The organism is Sulfitobacter sp. HGT1 (assembly GCF_013282155.1).
Classification (GTDB): Bacteria; Pseudomonadota; Alphaproteobacteria; order Rhodobacterales; family Rhodobacteraceae; genus Sulfitobacter.
In genome coordinates this window covers 1-21,203 of sequence record NZ_BLWI01000004.1, presented here as the reverse complement: position 1 = coordinate 21,203, position 21,203 = coordinate 1, and the positions used below count along the sequence as shown (strand labels likewise).

Below are 21,203 nucleotides of genomic sequence, written 5' to 3'. Positions count from 1 at the left end.
AATTTAGTTTCTTAGCCCCAATCCAGATCAAGACCTTGAGCCTTGGCTGCATTCAGAGCGTATTTCTTGGTTTGGCTAAAGGCATCGGTCAGCTCTTGCTGGCCTGCCGCGTCGGTAATTTTGTCAAAAGCTGCGGCAACACCTTCGGGGGTATTGTCATCGCCGGTCAAGGTCACGCCTTCGGTTTCATAGACACGCGTTTGGGCAAAGCTGCCCGCACCCGCACCCAGGATCACCCGGCTGGGGCCGTCTTCGCTGACCAGATACAGCAAGCCGGGTGTGATGGTTTCGGGGGCCAGCAACTCCTGCGCCTGTTCGGGCAGCAGATCGGCGGTCATCCGTGTTGCAGCCGTGGGGGCCAGCGTGTTGACGCGGATGTTGTCGCGCGCGCCTTCCAGATGCAGCACGTTCATCAACCCCATCATCGCCGCCTTGGCCGCGCCATAGTTGGACTGGCCAAAGTTGCCATAAAGGCCCGACGCCGACGAGGTCAGCACGATGCGACCGTATTTCTGTTGGCGCATGATCGGCCAGCACGCGTGGGTGACATTGGCAGAACCGATCAGGTGCACATCGACGACCTTACGGAAATCCGACATCTCCATCTTGGAGAACGTCTTGTCGCGCAAGATACCGGCGTTGTTGACCACGATATCAATGCGGCCCCATGCCTCCATGACCTTTGCGACCATATCGGCGACGCCTGCCTCGTCCGACACATCGCAACCGTGTGCCATCGCCTCGCCACCCGCATCGCGGATTTCCTGCGCAACGGCTTCGGCGGCGGTGGATGATGCCCCCTGCCCGTCTGTTGTTACGCCAAGGTCGTTAACCATAACGCGGGCACCACGCGCGGCCAGCCCCAAGGCGTGGCTGCGGCCAAGACCGGTACCAGCGCCTGTTACAATCGCCACGCGGTTATCAAATCGGATGTCCATCATAGCCCCTTAATGCAATGCTTGTTCAAAGATGTTCGGCCCGCTCATCACATTGATGCCGCCGCTCACCGGAATGACAGCGCCCGTAACATAGGCCCCGCCGATCCCACAAAGAAACAGCATACAGCCCGCGATGTCAGTATCCGTACCCACGCGACGCAGCGGCACATCTTCGCCGACCTTGCTGCGCATGTCTTCGTCATGGGTGGCAAAGGCGGTCATGCGCGACACAAACGGACCCGGTGCCAAGGCGTTGACGGTGATCGCATCACCCGCCAGTTCCTTTGCCAAAATCTTGCTCAGGTGGATCACGGCGGCCTTGGACGCGGAATAGCTATAGGCCCCATCGCCCATCTCGCGTTCACCCATGACCGAGCCCACATTCACAACCCGTGCAGGGTCTTCGATGGTCGCGTGTTTCTTGAGCATGGGCAGCAGTTTTTGCGTCAGGTCGAACAGACCCGCGACATTCACCGCCATCACCTTTTCCCATGCCTTGAACGGGAAATCCCCCAAGGGCGCACCCCATGTAATGCCCGCGTTATTCATCAGGATATCAAGGCGATCCGTGCGCGCCTTTACCGCCTCGACCATGGCATCGACCCCCGCTTCGGTGCCGACATCGCCGGCAAAACCGATGGCTTTACCGCTGGCACCCATCGCGTTCAGCTCTGCGGCGACGGCCTCGCAGGCGTCCCCCTTGCGGCTGGCGATCAAGACAGTCGCACCCGCACGGATCAGCGCTTCGGCAGCCATGCGGCCAATACCTGTGGCCCCGCCGGTAATAAGGGCGGTTTTGCCTTCAAGGCCGAAAAGTGTATTGATATCCATAGTTTAAAATCCTCTGTGCTTGGCGACTTGGGCCGCGTGATAGCCGTAATCGCCGAGCCATTCGGCACCCACACGGGCGCGTTTCATGTAAAATCCGATGTCATAGGCGTCGGTCATGCCGATACCGCCATGCATCTGGACACCTTCCTGAACCGCCAGCTGCGCTGTCGAAGTCGCCCGCGCCTTGGCCAGTGAAACGGCCATCGTCGCGTTATCAGGGTCTTCGTCCAGCATGCGACCTGCGTTCAGGATCGCCGATGCCGTCACCTCGATCTCGCACCACAGATGGGCGGCGCGGTGCTGCAAGGCCTGAAAATTGCCAATGACAGTGCCAAATTGCTTGCGCTCTTTCAGGTAAGCGACCGTCATCCCGAAGGCACCGGCAGACAGGCCCGCCATTTCAGCAGCAAGTGCTGCCTGACCTGCTTCAAGCGCAGGCTTCAACACGCTCATCGCGCTATCGACCTGACCTAGCACATCCTCGCCCGTGGCTTCGACGTTATCAAAATCAATGCGCGCGGAATCCCGTGCGTCGATCATGTTTTGCGCGGTGCGATTGATGCCTGCGCGGTCGGCGGGGATATCGAACAGGGTCAAACCATCATCGGTTTTAGCCAGCACCAGCAAACGATCTGCCAGCGCCCCATCCACGACAAATGTTTTCTTACCACTCAGCCGGAAGCCGTTGCCCTCGCGCGTGGCCACCATCGACGCAGCTTCGGGGTTGAACTTGGGCGTCTCGTCAACGGCAAGCGCATAGGTCACGTCACCCGTCGCAATCGCAGCCAAAGCTTTCTCCGCCCGTGCATCGCTGACATTGCGCAGCGCAGTCGCGGCGATCACGGCGGTCGACAGAAACGGGCTGACGACCAGGGTCTTGCCCATTTCATGTGCCAGCACACCCGCAGCGGCATGGCCCATATCGGAACCGCCAGCAGATTCAGGCACCAATACGCCGGCCCAGCCCATATCGGCCATTTCTTTCCACATCTTCGCATCGTGGGTTTTGCCCGCATCGCGCAGGTCACGGAACGCTTTGACGGGGGCGGATTTGTCCAGAAAACCCCGCGCGGCATCCGCCAGCATGGTTTCGTCTTCGGTCATTACCAGATTTGCCATAATTTATGCCCCCAGCCCAAGTACGCGACGCGACACGATGCTCAGCATCACCTCGGATGTGCCGCCTTCGATAGAATTCGCTTTGGTGCGCAGCCAATCGGCTGGCCGATTGCCCAAAGGCCCGTCCCATTCCAACGCGTCGGACCCGCCCGCAGCCATCAGCAATTCGTGGCGCTGTTTGTTCAGCTCGGTGCCCATGTATTTCAGCATCGCAGATGCATCACCCGCACCGGTTCCTGCTTCGGCCTGATCCTTATAGCGCTCGAGTGTCAGCCCAATCGCCAGCGCATCCACCTCGCAGCGCATCGCGTCGGCGCGCAGGGTGGTCTCCATTTCCTGACCTTCGCCAAGGGATTCGTTCAAAACCGCCCCCAAAGCACGCCCGCCAGACAGGCCTTGGCCGCCGCCGGAAATCATCTCGCGTTCATGGGTCAGCAGGTATTTCGCCACGTCCCAACCGCGGTTTTCGGTGCCGACAATCTGGTGTTTCGGCACCTTCACATCGGTAAAGAATGTTTCGCAGAACACGGACGCGCCCGAGATCAGCTTGATCGGGCGTGTTTCAACGCCCGCCTCTTCCATATTGATCAACAGGAACGAAATGCCCTTGTGCTTGGGCGCTTCGCGGTCGGTGCGGATCAGCGCGAAAATCCAGTCTGCCTTGTCCGCGTATGAAGTCCAGATTTTCTGGCCGTTCACCAACCAGTGGTCGCCCTTGTCTTCGCCGCGGGTCTGGACGCTGGCCAGATCGGACCCTGCACCCGGCTCGGAATAGCCTTGGCACCAGCGGATTTCACCGCGTGCAATCGGGGGCAGATAATGCAGTTTTTGTTCGTGCGATCCGAAATGCAACAAGGCTGGCCCAAGCATCCAGATGCCAAAGCTGTCCAAAGGACTGCGGGCACCGATGCGGTTCATTTCCTCTTTGAAAATCTTTTCCTGCGGACGCGTCAGCCCGGCACCGCCATATTCAACCGGCCACGTGGGCACGGTGTAACCTTTGGATGCAGCGCGTTCCATCCAGTCGCGTTGTGCGTCGGATTCGAACTCGAAATTCTTGCCACCCCAACAAATGGATGCTTCACTGGCTTCGCCACCGCGCATTTCGGCCGGGCAATTTGCCTCGAGCCAATCGCGTAGTTCAATGCGGAAACCCTCCAGTTCCTGATTGGACTGCATCGTCTTCTCCCCCCTCGTTTTTGCGGATAACAATTCCGCACTGCAAAATTGCATTTCGAAATTCGATTGACAAGACAGTTTCTGAACGCGCCTATTGTTTGCAAATTCTTGAGGAGGAATGTCGAAATGAAAGCCATGCTAAGCACCGCACCAGGCGGCCCCGAAACCCTTGAACTGACCGAGCTGCCACAGCCCGAACCGAAGAAAGGCGAGGTCCGTATTCGTGTGCGCGCTGCCGGCCTGAATTTCCCTGACACGTTGATAATTCAGGATCTTTACCAGATGAAACCGCCGCGCCCCTTTGCCCCCGGTGGCGAAGTTGCAGGTGATGTTGACGCCATCGGCGAAGGTGTCAAAAACCTTGCTGTCGGCGACCGTGTGCTGGCGATGAGCGGCTTTGGCGGCTTTGCCACCGAGATGTGTATCGACGCCGGACGGGTCATGAAAATCCCTGATGCGATGCCATATGACGAAGCGTCATGTTTGGTGCTGACCTATGGTACCTCGCATCACGCGTTGAAAAACCGCGCTGAAATCAAGGCTGGCGAATCCCTGCTGATCCTTGGTGCGGCGGGTGGCGTGGGTGCTGCTGCGATCGAGTTGGGCAAAGCTGCCGGTGCAAAAGTCATCGCCGCCGTATCGTCCGAGGAAAAGGCGCAGTTCTGTCGCGATCTGGGTGCGGATGAAACAATCGTCTACAGCCGCGATATGGACGACCGTGCCGCGCAAAAAGAGTTCTCGAACCAGATCAAACAGCTTGCGGGCGGTGACGGTGTTGATGTCGTCTATGATGCCGTCGGTGGTGCCTACGCCGAACCAGCCGTGCGTGCGCTTGCATGGAAAGGCCGCTATCTGGTCGTTGGCTTCCCGGCAGGCATCCCGAAGATTCCGCTGAACCTGACCTTGCTGAAAGGCTGCCAGATCGTTGGCGTGTTCTGGGGTGCGCATACCCTGCGTGAACCAAAGGCCCATGCGGAAAACATGGCTGATCTGTACCGGATGTATGCCGAGGGTAAGATCAAGCCACGTATCTCAGCCCGTTTCCCGCTGGAAAAGGCTGCTGACGCGTTGACCCTCATGCAGGATCGCAAGGTTCTTGGCAAAGTCGTGCTCGACGTTGCTTGAGCCCAGAAGGACCCTGAAATGACAAACAAACAAATCGTAATTGCCGAGCTGCCAACCGACGCGTTGACGCTTGCGCATTTCAAAGAAGCCACAGCCGATATGCCCACCGCTGGCGACGGTCAGGTTGTGCTGAAAGTCATCCTGATGTCCATCGACGCGGCCAACCGATCGTGGATGAAGGGGGCCACGTACCGTGCAGCCGTGAATGCAGGGGACGCCATGCCCACCTACGCGATCTGCGAAGTGACCGAGACCAAGTCGGACCGTCTGGCGGTTGGCGATATCGTCGCAGCCGAAGCAACCTGGTCGAACTACGTCGTGGCTGACGCGCGCAGCTGCGAAAAGCTGCCCAAGGTGCCGGAACTGTCCAACCTGATGTCCGTCTATGGCATCGCGGGCAAGACGGCGTTTCACGGGTTGATTTCAGTGGGCCAGCCGATTGCAGGGGAAACCGTGCTGGTATCGGCAGCGGCAGGGTCGGTCGGCGGCTATGTCGGGCAAATCGCGAAGGCGCTTGGCTGTCGCGTGGTCGGCATCGCGGGCGGAGCGGATAAATGCGCATGGGTCAAAGATGAATTGGGCTTTGACGACTGCATTGATTACCGCGCGCCGGGCATGTCCAAAGCGTTGCGGGCTGCCTGCCCTGATGGCGTCGATGTGTATTTCGACAACGTCGGCGGCAAAGTGTTGGAAGCCGCATTGTTCAGCATGAACGAAAAAGGCCGCATCGTTTGCTGTGGCGCCATCAGCCAGTACGACACCGAAACCCCCACCGGCCCGCGCAATCTGCCCGGCCTTGTGGTGGTAAAACGTCTGCGCATGGAAGGCTTTATCGTCATGGATTGGGCTCACAATGATGCAAAGGCGCTGCGCGCACTGCAAACATGGGTGGCGAATGGCCAGATCAAAGTGACCGAAGACATCGTTGAGGGGCTTGAGAATGCCCCCCAAGCATTGATCGGGCTGTTGGCCGGCGACAACAAAGGCAAGCGCATGGTGCGCGTTGCCGCAGATCCATCCTGAAGGAGCATGTAAGATGTCAGCACTCAAAGACGCCGTGGCGCATAGTGAATCCCTGATCGGAACCGAAGTCGGCGTATCCAACTGGATCACCGTTGATCAGGAGATGATCGACCAGTTCGCCAAAACGACACACGATCTGCAATGGATTCACATTGATCCGGAACGCGCCGCCGCCGAAACGCCTTTTGGCGGGACGATCGCCCACGGTTTTCTGACGCTGTCACTGGCAAGCCGCTTTGCCTATGACTGTTTTGACATGATGCCGGGTCAGGTCATGGGCATTAACTATGGCATGAACAAACTGCGGTTCTTGAAACCTGTCGTCGCGGGTTCACGGCTTCGCGGGCGGTTCACCTTGCAAAAGGTCACGGCCCGGAATGCGACGGATCTTCTGCGCGAAAACCTATTAACGGTCGAGATTGAAGGCGAAAAAACCCCTGCCTTGATCGCTGAATGGCTTGGGCTTGCCGTCTTTAAAGACTAAATCCTATCGCGTTTTCAATCAAAGGCCGTCCGGTGCCGGGCGGCCTTTGATTTCAAGGGCATGCAGGTCTGCGCGCCTATTTGTCCGGGGCCGCGCAAGGTGCGGCTTTGGTAACCATCGGGCCACATTGACCGCGTGTTTCAGCAGGTACCGGCGTGGCCGCAACGGGGCCTAATCTGCGATACACCGCAAACGCAATACAGGCCATGATACCCATGATCGGGATCAAAACCCCCATTGCCACAACAGCATTTCCCATCAACGCGCCCAATGTCCCCATCAGCAGCCCTGACCCCATCTGGATAAAGCCCAGCATCGATGCCGCCGCCCCCGCAGTACGACCAAAAGGTGCCAGCGCGGCTGTGGACATGGCTGGCATCACAAAGGCAATCCCAAAGGAATAAATCCCGACCGGAATCATCACATGCAGGAAGCTGGCCGGCCAGATCAGCAGCGTCGAAGACCCGATACTGCCCACCGCAACAAAGAAAAGACCCGGCCCGACCAAGCGATTTGCGCCGTGCTTGACCATCAGCTTGCGACACAAAAGCGAGGCGGCAAAAAAACTGCCCGATTGCGCCAGCATCGCCACACCGAACTGCGAAGAGGATAGCCCGACTTCGTTCATCAAGATAAACGGCAGGAACGTCGCCTGGGCATAAACGGCACCCAATGCACCTCCCATGACCAGTGCTGCGGTCAGAAAATGCCGGTTGGTCAGTAGCATTGTATAGGTCCGCCCAAGCACCGCGAAATTAAGTCTGCTCCGGTCAGCGACGACAGTTTCCTTCAATCCAAAAATGACGACAGCAATCAACCCGACACCGAATAGCGTCATCAGCAAAAAGATCGACCGCCAGCCGAACAGCGGCAACATCAGCCCGCCAATCGTGGGTGCCAAAGCCGGGCCTATCGCCAGAATGATGCCGATCAGGTTCATGATCCGCGACGACTGGTCATCAGTGAACAGGTCGCGCACTAAGGCCCGCGAAATGGCAACGCCAACCGATGCCCCGATCCCCTGAACGAAACGCGCGCCCATCAACACCTCTACCGACGGGGACAGCATCGCGACGAGACTTGCAATACAATATAGCGACATGAAAGCGATTGTTACGGGCCGCCTGCCCAAGGCGTCAGAAAGCGGCCCCGCGACCAGTTGCGCACAGGCAAAACCACCAAAATACAAGGTCAGCGTCAGCTTTATAACCGATTCAGTAGACCCAAAGTGCTGTACCAGCTCTGTCATGGCAGGCGTGTAAAGGGCCATCGAAACGGGGCCGATTGCCACCAGCATTGCGCCGATGATGCTCACTCTGCGTTCAGTCATCAGCGGGGTGGTCATCTTGCGTCTTCTGTTTTGGCGGCCGCGACGCGTGGGCCATCGATATTGGCGCGCAGCTTGCGTGCGGTTTCGACGAAAGCGGCCCAGTCATCAGGGCACAGACCCGTGGAAATCGTTTGTTCAGTCCGCTCCCCCGCCTGTGCAATCTGCTCCAGTATACCGCCTGCCTTTTCCGTGAGCGTCACGATCTTGGCCCTGCGATCTTTGGGGTCGGCTTCCCGTGCGATCAGCCCTTCGGCCTCAAGGCGGTCAAGAAACCCGGTCAGGCTCATCGGGGTCATGCCAAGGCTTTCTGCCAAAAGATGTTGTCGCGTCGGACCGCTGCGGGCCATGTGCGCGATCACGCGCGCCTCTGCTGCGGTAACAGTCAATTCCGCCGCTTCAATTTCGCGGGCAAAGACGCTCCGCGTGATCCGGGCGATATCGTTAAACAAAAAGCCGAAACTGTCTGGGTCGATCGTTCTGCGCATCCGTGCTCCATCGCTTCTTTATAAGCTAGCCTTATTATATCCAAGAGTTAGCACGTATAGACCCACTGTCAAATTCTATCGTTTTACGTAGCCCAAAGTTTTATCCCCTACTCACTTTGAAACAGGTGCGATGCGTGGAAGTGCGCCCCGCCGATAGAAAATTAGAAGGAAAGCTGGGGTGATTTGGTGTGTCTGGCCAGAATTGCGGTTCGATCGCCAGACCGGCAAACTTCCCATAGGCCCGCCCCTCGTGGCCTTTGAACGCACCGGTATCAATATGTGCTCCATTGTAGATTTGCACACCGGGCTGGTCGGTTTGAACGTCTAGCGTGATCCCCGATGCCTCAAGGCGGCAGGCGGTTTGCAGTGCCATCGTGGGTACATCCAGACAAAAGTTGTGATCCAGCACCGGGCCAATCCCATGCGGGCTGGTGTAATCGAATGCCGTGCCTTTTACGGTTTTGGGTTCACCCAAAGGGATTTGATCAGCATCCACGGGCAGATAGCGGTCAGCCAGCACCGTCAGGCTGTGATCTGACAGGTTGGAGCGCCCGGACAGGTTCCAATACCCGTGAAACGCCGGGCTAAAATAGGTATCCCTGTCCGACTGGCCTTTGATCTCGATCTCCAGCGCACCCGAAGCGTCCAGACGGTAGGTGGCCGTCACCACTTGATTCCCCGGAAAACCACCAAGCCCATCCGGGTGGTTTAGCGTAAGCTCGCATTCGGCTTCCGAGACCTTGGTGAATGTCCAGTTATGGCCGTCAAAACCCGCACATCCGGAGTGCAAAGTCGTGCGCCCGTTTTCGTTAGTATCCAAATGATTTATTTCACCGTTCACGCGCATCTGCCCATTGGCGATCCGGTTTGCGACGGGCCCGACAATCGCCCCAAAATATCGCATTGGTCCAAGGTATGCGGCAAGGGTTTCGCCCCCCAGAACAAGGCTGTGATCAACCCCCGCGACTCGGTAGTCCTGAAGCGTCGCGCCCCATGACAGAATTCGGGCACGCGCTCCGCCCGCCCGCAGTTCACAGACAAAAACCTGCTCGCCGTTAGGGCTAACATCAAAGGGTTTGGTCACATTTGCATCCACTTTTATTGCCTTTCAACGCGGTTTCCCCTGCAGTTGCACTCAGAAACATCACGATAAAAATTGATTCTTGCCCATCTTTTGACACCTTTCCCTTCCAAGTTGTTGTCAAGTTCAACGAGCATCTGTTGTCTTGTTGATTAATATTTGGTGGGACTAGATAAATGAAAATTCTTGCGGTTGATGACGATCCGATCATCCTTGAACTGCTTGCGCATTTCATCGATACGTTGACGGATCACAAGGTGGTTTTAGCCTCTTGTGCGGATGAAGCAATTGATGTGATTCAAGCGAATGCCCGTTCACCATTCGATTGCTTTTTGCTTGATATTCAGATGCCGGGAACTGACGGCATCACGCTTGCGGGCAAGATTCGCGCGATGGAACCCTACACCGACACCCCCATTCTTATGCTCACAGCCATGTCTGAAAAGGTCTACATCGATGCTGCCTTTACCGCCGGGGCAACAGATTATGTCACCAAACCGTTCGAGATGTCCGAGCTAAAGGCACGCCTGTCGCTCGTTGAACGTGCCTTTGATCGTCGCAAGGCCAGCACTGGAAAAATATTTGCGACCCAAGCAGTAAGCCCAGAATATAACAAGGTCACGCCGCCGATCAATCTGCATGAGCCAGTGGCCATTTACGATGTCGACAACCTGATTGATTTCATGGCGCTCGAAAACTACATCCAGCAGCTTAGCCGCAACGATTTGTTTGGCTCCACCGCCTTTGCGTTTACAATCCGTAAAATCGAAGAGTTTCACCGAACAATGTCGCCGTTTGAATTCTATTCGGTACTGGTCGACATGGGTGAAATCATTTCCGATACACTTGGCGGCAGTCAGTTCCTGATGGCATATGCAGGGAACGGTACTTTCATCTGCATCACCGAAAGTGGCTGGTGCCCCGATACCAGAGCCCTTGCAAATAGCATCAACCTTACTGCGGCCAAGACTGAATTATTTGACAATCAAGGTCAGCGAATTGAGCCCCGGGTTTGCGCAGGGGAAGCAATCAAATTGATCTGGAAAACCAGCGCATCGGTTATGGATGCAATATCAGCGGCACATGCGTCGGCTGAATCGGCCAGCGCTGCGTATCAGAAAAACCAGAACAATGTTTGGCAGATTGGACTTACAGCATGATCCATCAGAAACTTGAATTACCCGGTATCGAACGCATCCGCACACGTTTCCTTGAGTTATTAAGAGAACGTCAAGTTTCCATTGCCGAACACGCGCTGACCGCATGGGAAAGCGATGAGCTTGAGAAGATTAACGGAAGCCTGGCCAGTGCGCGGACATTGCTCCACCAAATCGCAGGTACCGCAGGGTCGCTTGGCTTTGAAGAGCTGGGCCAGGAAGCGCGCACGGTGGAAACAGAAATTGATGACCATTTAAACGGGGCCGATGCAGATCTGGCGATCTGTCCCGGCGCGTTGATTTATCACATGAGCGATTTTGTCCAGCTTTGCCAGACTTTGACCGCCGCACAGCCCGAAACTGCGCAGTCGGCCTAGTTTAAAACACAGCTTTGATCTGATCACCCAGCGTGATTGGATCAAAAGGCTTGCTGATCACAGTAACCGCACCGATCTGGCGCAATTCGTCCAACTCGTTTGCTTGGGCACGTGCTGTCATAAAGATCGCTGGTATATCCGCAAATGCTGGCAGTTCCCGAAGTTTTTCCAGCGTTTCACGACCGGTCATTCCCGGCATCATCATATCCAGCAGCAGTACATCGGGCGTAAAATCATTCGCATGTGAAAGCGCATCTTCGCCGCATTTGCGTTGAACGACTTCGAAACCGCCTGCCATCTCAAGCGATAGCTCAACGATTTCACGGATCGCTTCATCATCCTCTACGTGAAGAAGTTTGATCATACCTGCCCCTTGTAAAGACTATACTTCTGCCTGATGCAGAAACTGTCCGCTAGACCAACCCTTGATTCTAGTTTGGGTTGATTAGCTTGCTTTCTGAGAAAAATCCATAACACTTTCGATGATGTAGTCCATATCTGCCTGAGCTTTGATGATATGGACACTGATCCGATCATCTTTTTCCCGCACACCATCGGATGATAGGCTGACAAGCCGCGCATCTGGTTGTTGCTGAACGATTTCCTTAAGCAACACCGCCGCGTCCCCGTCTGGTAAGGTCCAGTCCAGAATGATGACATCCCAAGGGCCACCATCCGACAACATCGCTCTGACATCCTTTAGGCGGGTGACGTTTTGCACGTCCGCATAGGGCTTCAGACCCGCGTGGATCACTTCGGCAAAATCTTCATCGTCTTCGAGATGCAAAACCTTGAGCCGCTCATTTTTCTTAGTCCGCAGCTGTTTGATTGCAGGAGGTGCCGGTTTCCGTGAGGGTTCTACGATCTGGCAAGTAAACCAGAATACGGTCGGTCCATCCGGCTTGCTTTCAAATCCGATGTCGCCACCCTGACGCCATACGATCTGGCGGCTGATATTCAGACCCAGCCCTGTACCGCCATTGGCACGTGTGTCTGATCCGTCGGCTTGCGAAAAACGCTGGAAAATGCGCCCTTTAAACGATTCAGGCACCCCTTTCCCAATGTTCTGGACATAGACAATCGCGACCTTGTCCAGCTTTTCGACAGTGATCTTCACCTCTGTACCATCATAAGAATACTTGCATGCATTCGAAATCAGGTTTGCCATTACCTGCATCATGCGCCCCGAATCTGCGATAACGTGCAGCTCTTCCTCGGGAAGCTCGACAACTAACGTCGATTTGTGGGTCACGGCGAATGGCAGCATTTCGTTGTGTGACGATCGTATCAATTCCCCAAGGTCGACCTCGACCATGTTAAAGCTGATCTCGCCCGACGAAATCTTTTCGAGGTCCAGAATATCATTCACAATGTCGGTCAGGCGGTTCGAGTTTGACCGGGCAATCTCGATCAGGCGAAGCGAGGAAGCCGGCAGTTTGTCACGTGCGGCTACCTCGATCAGGCCAAGCGCCCCCTTGATCGAGGTCAGCGGTGTGCGCAATTCATGGCTAACCGTAGAGATAAATTCGCTCTTGATCTGGTCGATCTTCTTTTTATCCGTTATATCAATAACTTGAGCGATAAACACATAAGATCCGGCATTCTTGTCAAACGTCCAGGTAACGTTAAAGAAACCCCAGCGATGCCCCCCGTCTTTGTGAAGTATCCGGAACTCCCCGCGAAAAATATCTTGGATGCCAGACTTCATCGTCTCCTGAACCGCATCAATCAATCCGCCCATCTCGTTCTCTGGGATGACCTTGCTCAGGTTGAAATCCTTCAGCATCTCATCCCGGGAATACCCAGTCAGATCGCACATGGCCGAATTCACGCCAATAAAATATCCGCCATTGTTGAGCGTCGCCATACCAACGGGGGCGGCCTCTTGCACGGTACGGAACCTTTGTTCGCTGGCCTCCAGCGCATTGCGCGCATGGCGCAGATCGGTCACGTCGATTTGCGTACCGACCATGCGCGCTGCTTTGCCATCGGCATCACGCTCAACGACCACAGCATCCGATTTCATCCAACGCCAGCTGTCCCCAAACCCCATCCGGTATTCCGAGATCGACCGGTCTGTCTCTCCGTTGATGCATTTCCGGTCTACCTCGAACAAAATCGGAAGGTCATCCGGATGAATCCGGTTCATAAAGATGCCCTGCGGATCCTCGGCGTCTTGATCAACGCCCATGATATCCCGCCACGTATGCGACACCACCGATGTACCGGTCTTCAGGTTTATTTCGAACACGCCGATCTGAGAGCCAGACAGCGCCGCATCAAACCGCTGTTTTGTTACGGCCAGTTCGTCCACCACCTCAACGTTGGCAGTTACATCGCGAACAATCACTGTTGTGCGACGTTTTCCATTCAAGGTGACCCAGCGGTTTGTCTGAAGATCAAGATACAGTTCACGCCCCTCAAGGGTATGACCCAATGCATTATAGCCTTTTTGCATCTCGCTTTTTGGTATTTCAGTGACGAAATTCTTGAGTGGCAGTCCGCTTAGACCTTCGCGCTCGCCGCCAAAGCAGGTCGTTGCGGCATGATTTGCGAACAAGATTTTCAAATCTTCATCGAGGATAATCACAGCAACGACCGTATTTTCCACGAGCGACCTGTTTTCTTCTTCTCGCGCACTGATCTGTTTGCCCCGTAGTGCTGCGATCTCGGCCAGGCTTTCATTGCGGGCCCGTAACGCACGCATCGCAAATGCCAACATGACGGATAACAACAGCCCGCCCAACAAGATGAAATACGGTCCACGCAAGTTGAACGACGTGTCAAAAAACTTCGTGCTTTGGTATTCAAGCGTCCAAGGTCGGCCAAATATCTCCAAAGAATATTTCGCAACCTGAGTACCTTGTGAATCAGGCTCCTGCTCGGTGGCATAAATTAATGTGTCCGGGTTAGCCGCGTTCCCGTCATAGACTTGAAAGTCGAAATAATTCTCCAATCCCGGGCTCAGATTTCCCATCAAATTACGCCCGATAAAGGGCGCATAAACCCAGCCGCGCAATTCTTCATCCCTAAAATACGGCTTCAGAATAAGGAAACCGGGCTGTGCGGTCTCATCTTGCACCAACAAAATCCGGGGCGTGATCTGCGGCAAACCCGTTTCGCGGGCACGATTGGCGGCTTCACGGCGGCCTTCCTCGAAACTGATATCCAACCCGACAGCTTGGGCGTTAATATCAACCGGCGCGATATATTTGATCAGGTATTTTACGTCGCTGTCGGTTTCGGGATGCGCCGAAAAATCAGGCGTCCCGTCCGCACGCATCTTCGCGACAAATTCCGCGACTTCGTCTTTTGGAACCGGCTCGATAAAACCGATGCCGTTAATACCAGGTAGTGAATTTTTTATATCAATGGTGCTGGCAAAGATTTCAAAATCATCTGACTCGATATTTTCTGATGCATGCAGCATCCCCGCAGCGCCATTCAGGCTTTGCAGGTAAATATCCAATCGGGTCTTCAGCGCCTGAAGCCCGTCTTCTGTCAGCCGCTGAAATTCAGCATGTGCCGCGACTTGGCCGATGCGTCGACTTTCTGCGAACACTCCCAAAGTCACGAAAATGCAAAATACAACAAGAAGGATATCGAGACGCTTGAACAACCAACAAATCCATTCAAAATCATGCCCATGCCTGCCGCACTTAAGGCTCGGGATAGGAGAAACACCAAATTCGTTTATAGGTTGTGTTTTTTTCTCAAACAACCAAAAAGCCTCCTTGCCCGCAGGGATTGTGGCGAAAGGCGAAACAATTTTACTTATTGCGTTTCGTCCCAGTTTTGCGTGCTTTTGGGAAAGACCAGCATGGCGCGGAAATCATTAACGTTCGTCAGGGTCGGCCCGGTAACGATCTGACCGCCCGCCGTTTTGAAAAACCGATGGGCATCATTCCTCGCCAGCGCCAATTCCGGGTCAACATCCGCCTCTTTGGCCTTGCGTAACGTGGCAGGCCCGATGCACGCCCCGGCCACTTCGTCTGCACCATCGACCCCGTCCGTATCACAGGCCAGCGCCCAAATATCTGCAGCACCGCCCAAGGCCAACGCCAGGGCAAGGCAATATTCGGCGTTTGGCCCGCCGATCCCGTCCCCGCGCCGTGTGACCGTCAACTCTCCGCCTGACAACATCAACACGGGTTGGTCACCCGGTTTCATGGCTGCTTGCGTGGCAAGGGCAAGCTTTGCGTGTTCGGTTGCAACATCACGGGCCTCCCCTTCTAGGTCATTGCCCAAACGGACAACCTGCAAATCCAAGGACTGGGCAAGCGTTTCGGCCGCATCCAACGATTGCTTTGGGGCCGCGTAAATCTGGTTGGTCACCCGTGACAGTCGCAGATCATCCGGCTTAATCACCTGTGATCCCTTTGACAGGGCCGCACTGACAGAGGCAGGTACAACGATCTTCCAACGGTCCAGAATGGCCTGCGCATCCGCAACCGTGCTTGCATCCCCGACGGTCGGCCCCGACCCGATCATCGCCATATCGTCGCCCGGCACATCGGAAATCATCAGCGCCAGCATTGCAGCCGGATAAGCCGCCGCCGCCAGTTGCCCGCCTTTGACCTGCGACAGGTGTTTGCGCACCACATTCATTTGCTGGATCGGCGCACCAGACGCCAACAGCCCTTGGTTCACCGCCTGCTTTTCGGCAAGGGTGATATCGCCCAAGGGTGCCACCAGCAACGCCGACGCGCCGCCAGAAATCAGCGCAAGCACGAAATCGTCCTCGCCCAATCCATCCAGCAAGGCCAGCATCCTTTGGGTCGCGACGACCCCTGCCTGATCGGGCACAGGGTGCGCCGCCTCGACGATCTCAATTCCCTGACAAGGCCGGGCATAGCCGTAGCGGGTAATGACCAGACCCTCGCAAGGGCCCCATTCGGCCTCCACGGCCTCGGCCATGCGCGCGCTGGCCTTGCCCGCCCCGATGACAACAACCCGACCTGCGGGTCGTGCAGGCAAGAACCGTGCCAGACTTTGCATGGGATCAGCCACTTCGACAGCGGTGTCGAACAAACTGCGCAGCAGCGCCTCAGGGTCGGGAAGGGTCATAAAACGTCTCTAAACTTGCTTAAAAGCCGACAGCGCAGCCGTCTTTGCGATGGTCTGATCCAGCCACATATCCATCACCCTGCCGCGCGATCAGTTGCGCACCGCCAAACCCAAAGGCGTTGTCGGGTGCCTCGCGGGTGATTTTGTGGCCCATGGCTTCCAATGCGGCAACTGTCTCATCCGGCATGGTGCTTTCAACGGCCACCTCCAGCCCCGTCACGAAACGCCAGCGTGGCGCGTCACTAGCGGCTTGGGGTGATTGACCGTGCACCATCATCCGCGTGACCATTTGCACATGACCCTGCGCCTGCATCGGGCCACCCATGACGCCAAAGCTCATCAACGGTGCGCCCTCTTGCATCACAAAACCCGGAATGATCGTTTGGAAGGGCCGTTTGCCGGGACCGATCTGGTTTGCATGACCGGGTGTCGTCACAAACCCTGCGCCACGGTTTTGCAGGCTGATCCCTGTATCAGGCACAACAACACCCGATCCGAACCCCATATAGTTCGACTGGATCAACGACACCATCATACCCGACGCATCTGCCGCTGTGATATAGACAGTGCCACCATGTTTCGGCGCGCCCTCAACTGCCATTTTCGCCTTGTTAGGGTCAATTTCCGCGGCCCGCCGCGCCAGATACGCGGGGTTCAACATCTCGCTTGGCGTGACATCCATATGCGCGGGGTCGGCAACAAAAGCCTCGGCATCGGCGAGGCCAAGCTTGATGGCTTCGATCTGCAAATGCAGCGCCTGCGGGCTGTCGGGAGCATGGCTTGCCAGATCGAAATGATCCAGAATCCCAAGTGCTGCCAGCGCCGCGATCCCCTGCCCGTTTGGCGGAATTTCATGCAAGGCAACGCCTGCGTAATCCTGATGCAAGGTGCCGCACCAATCGACGCTGTGATCCGCCATATCGGACATCGACAAAGCAGACCCGTGCCGCGCGGCATCTGCCACAATCTTCTCGGCCAGTTCGCCGGTATAAAACGCCGCGCCCTTGGTCTGGGCAATCAGCCGCAGCGATTTCGCCTGCGCGGGGTTTCGGAAAATCTCACCCGCCTTGGGCGCGCGGCCACCGGGCAAAAAGCAGTCTGCAAAACCGGGCTGCTGGCCCAATGTCTTGCCCGCCATTTCCCACAGCCGCGCGATGATCGGCGACACGGGAAACCCGTTTTCAGCATAGTCTATTGCAGGGCCAAACAGGGTCTCGAACGGCAACGCGCCAAAACGATCCGACAGCGCAACCCAGGCCGAAACAGCCCCCGGCACCGTGACGCTGCCCCAGCCGCGCTCTGTTACTTCGGTCGCGGTCAATCCGGCGGGTGATCTGCCCGACGCATTCAAACCATGCAGCGCATCCCCGTCCCACAGAATTGCAAAACCATCGCTGCCAAGGCCATTCCCGGAAGGTTCAACAACAGTCAGCGCAATCGCCGCAGCTAGGGCCGCATCAACAGCATTCCCGCCTTTATACAGCATGGAAAGCCCGGCTTGGGCTGCCAAAGGTTGCGATGTTGCAACAACATTGCGGGCCAGCAAAGGACCACGGCGAATATCATAAGGAGTGTCATAATTCATGCCCTATCCTGCGACCGGAACTGACCAAGACGCAAGTGGATAAGTGGCATAAATCTCCCGCCTAAATATTGGGCACATTTCATCACACGAAATCACATCCCAAGGAGTGTTTTGCAAATGTCCCTTGTGGTTCCTGAAATGCGCCGTAACGTTGATATATGGAAAAAAACAAACAATTTTTTGACGAAATGATTGCAGGGCCGGATACGGTCACGGCCCCTTATGCTGGCTATAGCAAATGGTTCGAGGAGCAAGACCCGGCCCATCTGACGCGCAAATCGCAAGAGGCCGAAACCTTCTTTCGCCGCAGCGGGATCACCTTTAACGTCTATGGTCAGGCCGAAGCCCAAGAACGGTTGATCCCCTTCGATCTGGTGCCACGCATCATCGCGGAACGCGAATGGGCAAAGCTGTCAAAAGGCATTGCGCAGCGGGTCACCGCAATCAACGCCTTTATTCACGACGTCTATAACCGCCAAGAGATCTTGCGCGCGGGCGTCGTGCCCTATGAACTCGTTGCCAAAAACGAGGCGTTCTTGCCGCAGATGATGGGCTTCAGCCCCCCCGGCAAGGTCTATACCCACATTGTCGGCACCGATATCGTGCGCACCGGACCAGACGAGTTTTTCGTGCTCGAGGACAACGCCCGCACCCCGTCTGGCGTGTCTTATATGCTGGAAAACCGCGAAACGATGCTGCAAATGTTCCCTGAACTTTTCAGCCGCGTGCGGGTCAAGCCGGTCAGCACATACCCTGACAGCCTCCACCGCGCCTTGTGCGACAGTGCCCCGCCTGCTTGTACCGGCAAGCCGCGTGTCGCCGTTTTGACGCCGGGCATTCATAACTCGGCCTATTTCGAACATTCATTCCTTGCCGATCAAATGGGCGTTGAACTGGTCGAAGGCCATGATCTGCGCGTCGTCGATGGCCGGATCGCCATGCGCACGACGCTGGGGTATGAACCTGTTGATGTGCTGTACCGCCGGATCGACGACGAATATCTTGATCCGCTGAACTTTAACCCGGAAAGCATGTTGGGCGTGCCCGGCATCATGGATATCTACCGTGCAGGCGGCATCACGATTGCCAACGCACCCGGTGCCGGTATTGCCGATGACAAGGCGATCTACTCCTACATGCCCGAAATCATCGAATTCTACACCGGCGAAAAGGCAATCCTGAAGAACGTCGAAACCTATCGCTGCGCCGAACCCGATGCGTTGAAATATACGCTCGATAACCTCAAGGATCTGGTGGTCAAAGAGGTGCACGGCTCAGGCGGCTATGGCATGTTGGTTGGCCCTGCCGCCAGCAAACAAGAGCTTGAGGACTTTGCCGCAAAACTGCGCGCGCGCCCCAGCAACTATATCGCACAACCGACGCTATCGCTTTCGACCGTGCCGATCTTTACCGATGGCGGGCTTGCCCCGCGCCACGTTGATCTGCGGCCCTATGTGCTGGTGTCCCCCAAGGGGATCGAAATTACACCGGGCGGGCTGACGCGGGTGGCGTTGCAAGAAGGGTCGCTGGTGGTCAACTCAAGCCAGGGCGGCGGGACCAAAGACACTTGGGTTTTGGAGGAGTAGCACAATGCTAGGCAAAACCGCAGGGGGTCTGTATTGGATGTTCCGGCTGCTGGAACGCGGCGAAAACACCGCACGCATGGTCGAAGCCGGCTTTCGCATGGCGCTTACCCGATCCACCGACAGTGAATCCGAATGGAAATCTGTTGTCACGACATCCGGTGTGCGCACGGGATATGACCAAGTTTACGATCACTATGCCGCCCGCGAAGTCATCGATTATCTGCTGCGCGACACGCGCAACCCGTCCAGTGTCCTGTCGGTCAGCAAAGCAGCCCGTGATAACGCGCGTCTGGTGCGGACCGCGCTGACCACCGAAGTCTGGGAGGCCGTGAACGAAAACTGGATGGTCCTGACCGAATTGTTGCAGACCCCCGTGCAGGAAAAGGATTTGCCCGCTGCCCTTGCCACCATTCGCCAGCATTCGGCACTGGTGCGGGGGGCCTTGCACGGTACGATGCTGCGCAATGATATCTACGATTTTTCACGCATCGGAACGTTTATTGAACGGGCCGACAACACCGCCCGCATTATCGACGTTAAATATTACACGCTGCTGCCATCGGTCAAATTTGTCGGGTCTTCGCTGGATAACGTGCAATGGGAAACCGTGTTGCGGTCCGTATCTGCGCACCGGTCGTTTCGCTGGCTTAATCAAGGCGACATGACCGCCTCGGCGATTGCCGATTTTCTGATCCTTGACCGTCGCCTGCCTCGATCCTTGCTGTTCTGCGTGAGCCAGGTCGAAGACCAACTGGAAGCCCTGGCCGAAGATTACAACGTCCGTGTGCCTTGTAACGACATGGCAAAGAAACTGAAAAAAGAAATGAAATCACGTGACATCGCCACGATCTTTGAGGATGGCCTGCACGAATTCATCAGCGAGTTCATCGGCAAGAACAATGCCCTTGGATTGCAGATCGAAACCGATTTCAGGTTCAACAAATAGGCTGCCCAGATATGTTACTCCAGATCAGCCACACCACCGAATACAACTACGATCAGCCGGTGGATTATGCCTTGCAGCAGGTACGCCTGACACCCCAGGTGCTGGATTGTCAGAAAACCCTGGATTGGAAGATCACGGTCAAAGGCGGCATGATCGAAGCCTCTTATATCGATCACCACGGCAACACCGTGCATCTGATCAACGTCGATGCAGGGGGCCAGTCTATCACCATCACTGCCGCCGGTTCAGTCGAGACGACCGACACCGCAGGTATCATCCCGCTGCCCAAAAGCGGCCCGCCGCTGTGGTATTTCAGTCAGCAAACACCCCTGACCGCAGCAGGCGACGCGATTACCGAGCTTGCTGCTGAAAGCGAAAGCCACGAAAATATCCTGAACCGTCTGCACGCCTTGTCGCGCATGATCGCGGAACGGGTCAGATATGGCAAAGACGGCACCTATGTCGTGACCACCGCAGAGGAAGCGATGCAAGGTGGCACAGGCGTTTGCCAGGATCACGCACATATCTTTATTGCGGCGGCGCGCGCTGGCGGGATTCCCGCGCGCTATGTCAGCGGCTATCTGATGCTGAATGGTCAAATCGACCAAGAGGCAAGCCACGCCTGGGCCGAAGCCTATGTCGAAGGGTTGGGTTGGGTCGGCTTTGACGTATCAAATGCGCAATCCCCCGATGAACGCTATGTTCGACTGGCCGTCGGGCGCGATTACCACGACGCGGCACCTTTTTCGGGGATGCGCGTCGGCAGTGCCGCAGAAACGATGATTGTAAATCTGCAGGTCCAGCAGTAAAGCGGGCCAACAGCTTGCGGTACGTCCCAAGCGATCAATCAAACGGATATCCATACGATGACCTACTGCGTTGCACTTCGC

General features: G+C 56.1%; 19 protein-coding genes. 8 read left to right on the top strand and 11 right to left on the bottom strand.

The window, feature by feature from the left end; all coding sequences use genetic code 11:
- Positions 1 to 11: 11 nt before the first annotated feature.
- From HGT1_RS04195 to HGT1_RS04180, 4 genes are read right to left on the bottom strand one after another with little or no spacing between them, the layout of a single operon-like run.
- A complete protein-coding gene (locus HGT1_RS04195) occupies positions 12 to 938 on the bottom strand; it encodes an SDR family NAD(P)-dependent oxidoreductase (protein WP_176248683.1) in 927 nt (308 codons plus the stop codon).
- A 9-nt stretch (positions 939 to 947) separates the two neighbouring features.
- On the bottom strand, positions 948 to 1,769 hold the full coding sequence (locus tag HGT1_RS04190; protein ID WP_176248682.1) for an SDR family NAD(P)-dependent oxidoreductase: 822 nt from the start codon (positions 1,767 to 1,769) through the stop codon (positions 948 to 950).
- A 3-nt stretch (positions 1,770 to 1,772) separates the two neighbouring features.
- Positions 1,773 to 2,888, bottom strand: a complete 1,116-nt coding sequence (locus tag HGT1_RS04185) for an acyl-CoA dehydrogenase family protein (RefSeq protein WP_176248681.1) — start codon at positions 2,886 to 2,888, stop codon at positions 1,773 to 1,775.
- 3 nt (positions 2,889 to 2,891) lie between these two features.
- Positions 2,892 to 4,067: an acyl-CoA dehydrogenase family protein gene (locus HGT1_RS04180; RefSeq protein ID WP_176248680.1), complete on the bottom strand. Its 1,176-nt coding sequence runs from the start codon at positions 4,065 to 4,067 to the stop codon at positions 2,892 to 2,894.
- Positions 4,068 to 4,193: 126 nt separating this feature from the next.
- Here HGT1_RS04180 and HGT1_RS04175 point away from each other — a divergent pair, with 126 nt between their 5' ends.
- From HGT1_RS04175 to HGT1_RS04165, 3 genes are read left to right on the top strand one after another with little or no spacing between them, the layout of a single operon-like run.
- Positions 4,194 to 5,192 (top strand): NADPH:quinone oxidoreductase family protein, encoded by a 999-nt coding sequence (locus HGT1_RS04175; protein ID WP_176248679.1) that lies wholly within the window; start codon positions 4,194 to 4,196, stop codon positions 5,190 to 5,192.
- Positions 5,193 to 5,210: 18 nt separating this feature from the next.
- A complete protein-coding gene (locus tag HGT1_RS04170; protein ID WP_176248678.1) occupies positions 5,211 to 6,215 on the top strand; it encodes an NADP-dependent oxidoreductase in 1,005 nt (334 codons plus the stop codon).
- Between the two features lie 13 nt (positions 6,216 to 6,228).
- Positions 6,229 to 6,699: a MaoC family dehydratase gene (locus HGT1_RS04165; RefSeq protein WP_176248677.1), complete on the top strand. Its 471-nt coding sequence runs from the start codon at positions 6,229 to 6,231 to the stop codon at positions 6,697 to 6,699.
- Positions 6,700 to 6,775: 76 nt separating this feature from the next.
- On the opposite strand, the gene HGT1_RS04160 is transcribed toward HGT1_RS04165, so the two are convergent.
- The 3 genes from HGT1_RS04160 to HGT1_RS04150 form a co-directional block, all read right to left on the bottom strand.
- Entirely contained in the window at positions 6,776 to 8,044 is a 1,269-nt protein-coding gene (locus tag HGT1_RS04160; RefSeq protein WP_176248676.1) for a multidrug effflux MFS transporter, read from the bottom strand.
- A complete protein-coding gene (locus tag HGT1_RS04155; protein WP_176248675.1) occupies positions 8,041 to 8,514 on the bottom strand; it encodes a MarR family winged helix-turn-helix transcriptional regulator in 474 nt (157 codons plus the stop codon). The genes HGT1_RS04160 and HGT1_RS04155 overlap by 4 nt, the downstream gene beginning before the upstream one ends.
- A gap of 100 nt (positions 8,515 to 8,614) precedes the next feature.
- On the bottom strand, positions 8,615 to 9,598 hold the full coding sequence (locus HGT1_RS04150; protein WP_176248674.1) for an aldose epimerase family protein: 984 nt from the start codon (positions 9,596 to 9,598) through the stop codon (positions 8,615 to 8,617).
- Positions 9,599 to 9,771: 173 nt separating this feature from the next.
- On the opposite strand from HGT1_RS04150, the gene HGT1_RS04145 reads away from it, so the two are divergent.
- Together HGT1_RS04145 and HGT1_RS04140 are read left to right on the top strand one after the other, a co-directional pair.
- Positions 9,772 to 10,755 carry a response regulator gene (locus tag HGT1_RS04145; RefSeq protein WP_176248673.1) on the top strand — a complete coding sequence of 328 codons (984 nt, stop codon included), beginning with the start codon at positions 9,772 to 9,774 and terminating at the stop codon, positions 10,753 to 10,755.
- Positions 10,752 to 11,129, top strand: a complete 378-nt coding sequence (locus HGT1_RS04140) for an Hpt domain-containing protein (protein ID WP_176248672.1) — start codon at positions 10,752 to 10,754, stop codon at positions 11,127 to 11,129. The genes HGT1_RS04145 and HGT1_RS04140 overlap by 4 nt, the downstream gene beginning before the upstream one ends.
- 1 nt (position 11,130) lies before the next feature.
- On the opposite strand, the gene HGT1_RS04135 is transcribed toward HGT1_RS04140, so the two are convergent.
- The 4 genes from HGT1_RS04135 to HGT1_RS04120 form a co-directional block, all read right to left on the bottom strand.
- Entirely contained in the window at positions 11,131 to 11,493 is a 363-nt protein-coding gene (locus HGT1_RS04135; RefSeq protein WP_176248671.1) for a response regulator, read from the bottom strand.
- A gap of 81 nt (positions 11,494 to 11,574) precedes the next feature.
- Entirely contained in the window at positions 11,575 to 14,850 is a 3,276-nt protein-coding gene (locus HGT1_RS04130; protein WP_255200089.1) for a CHASE domain-containing protein, read from the bottom strand.
- 53 nt (positions 14,851 to 14,903) lie between these two features.
- Positions 14,904 to 16,196 carry a glycerate kinase gene (locus tag HGT1_RS04125; protein ID WP_176248670.1) on the bottom strand — a complete coding sequence of 431 codons (1,293 nt, stop codon included), beginning with the start codon at positions 16,194 to 16,196 and terminating at the stop codon, positions 14,904 to 14,906.
- A 19-nt stretch (positions 16,197 to 16,215) separates the two neighbouring features.
- Entirely contained in the window at positions 16,216 to 17,781 is a 1,566-nt protein-coding gene (locus tag HGT1_RS04120; protein ID WP_176248669.1) for a gamma-glutamyltransferase family protein, read from the bottom strand.
- Positions 17,782 to 17,939: 158 nt separating this feature from the next.
- Here HGT1_RS04120 and HGT1_RS04115 point away from each other — a divergent pair, with 158 nt between their 5' ends.
- Genes HGT1_RS04115 through HGT1_RS04105 form a run of 3 tightly spaced genes read left to right on the top strand, consistent with a single transcriptional unit; the run spans position 17,940 to position 21,122 of the window.
- Complete coding sequence (locus HGT1_RS04115; protein WP_176248668.1) at positions 17,940 to 19,367, top strand: circularly permuted type 2 ATP-grasp protein; 1,428 nt, start codon at positions 17,940 to 17,942, stop codon at positions 19,365 to 19,367.
- A 4-nt stretch (positions 19,368 to 19,371) separates the two neighbouring features.
- The gene (locus HGT1_RS04110) at positions 19,372 to 20,313 is read left to right on the top strand and encodes an alpha-E domain-containing protein (RefSeq protein ID WP_176248667.1); all 942 of its coding nucleotides are present in this window, start codon (positions 19,372 to 19,374) and stop codon (positions 20,311 to 20,313) included.
- Between the two features lie 11 nt (positions 20,314 to 20,324).
- Positions 20,325 to 21,122: a transglutaminase family protein gene (locus tag HGT1_RS04105; RefSeq protein WP_176248666.1), complete on the top strand. Its 798-nt coding sequence runs from the start codon at positions 20,325 to 20,327 to the stop codon at positions 21,120 to 21,122.
- The last annotated feature ends 81 nt before the right edge of the window (positions 21,123 to 21,203 follow it).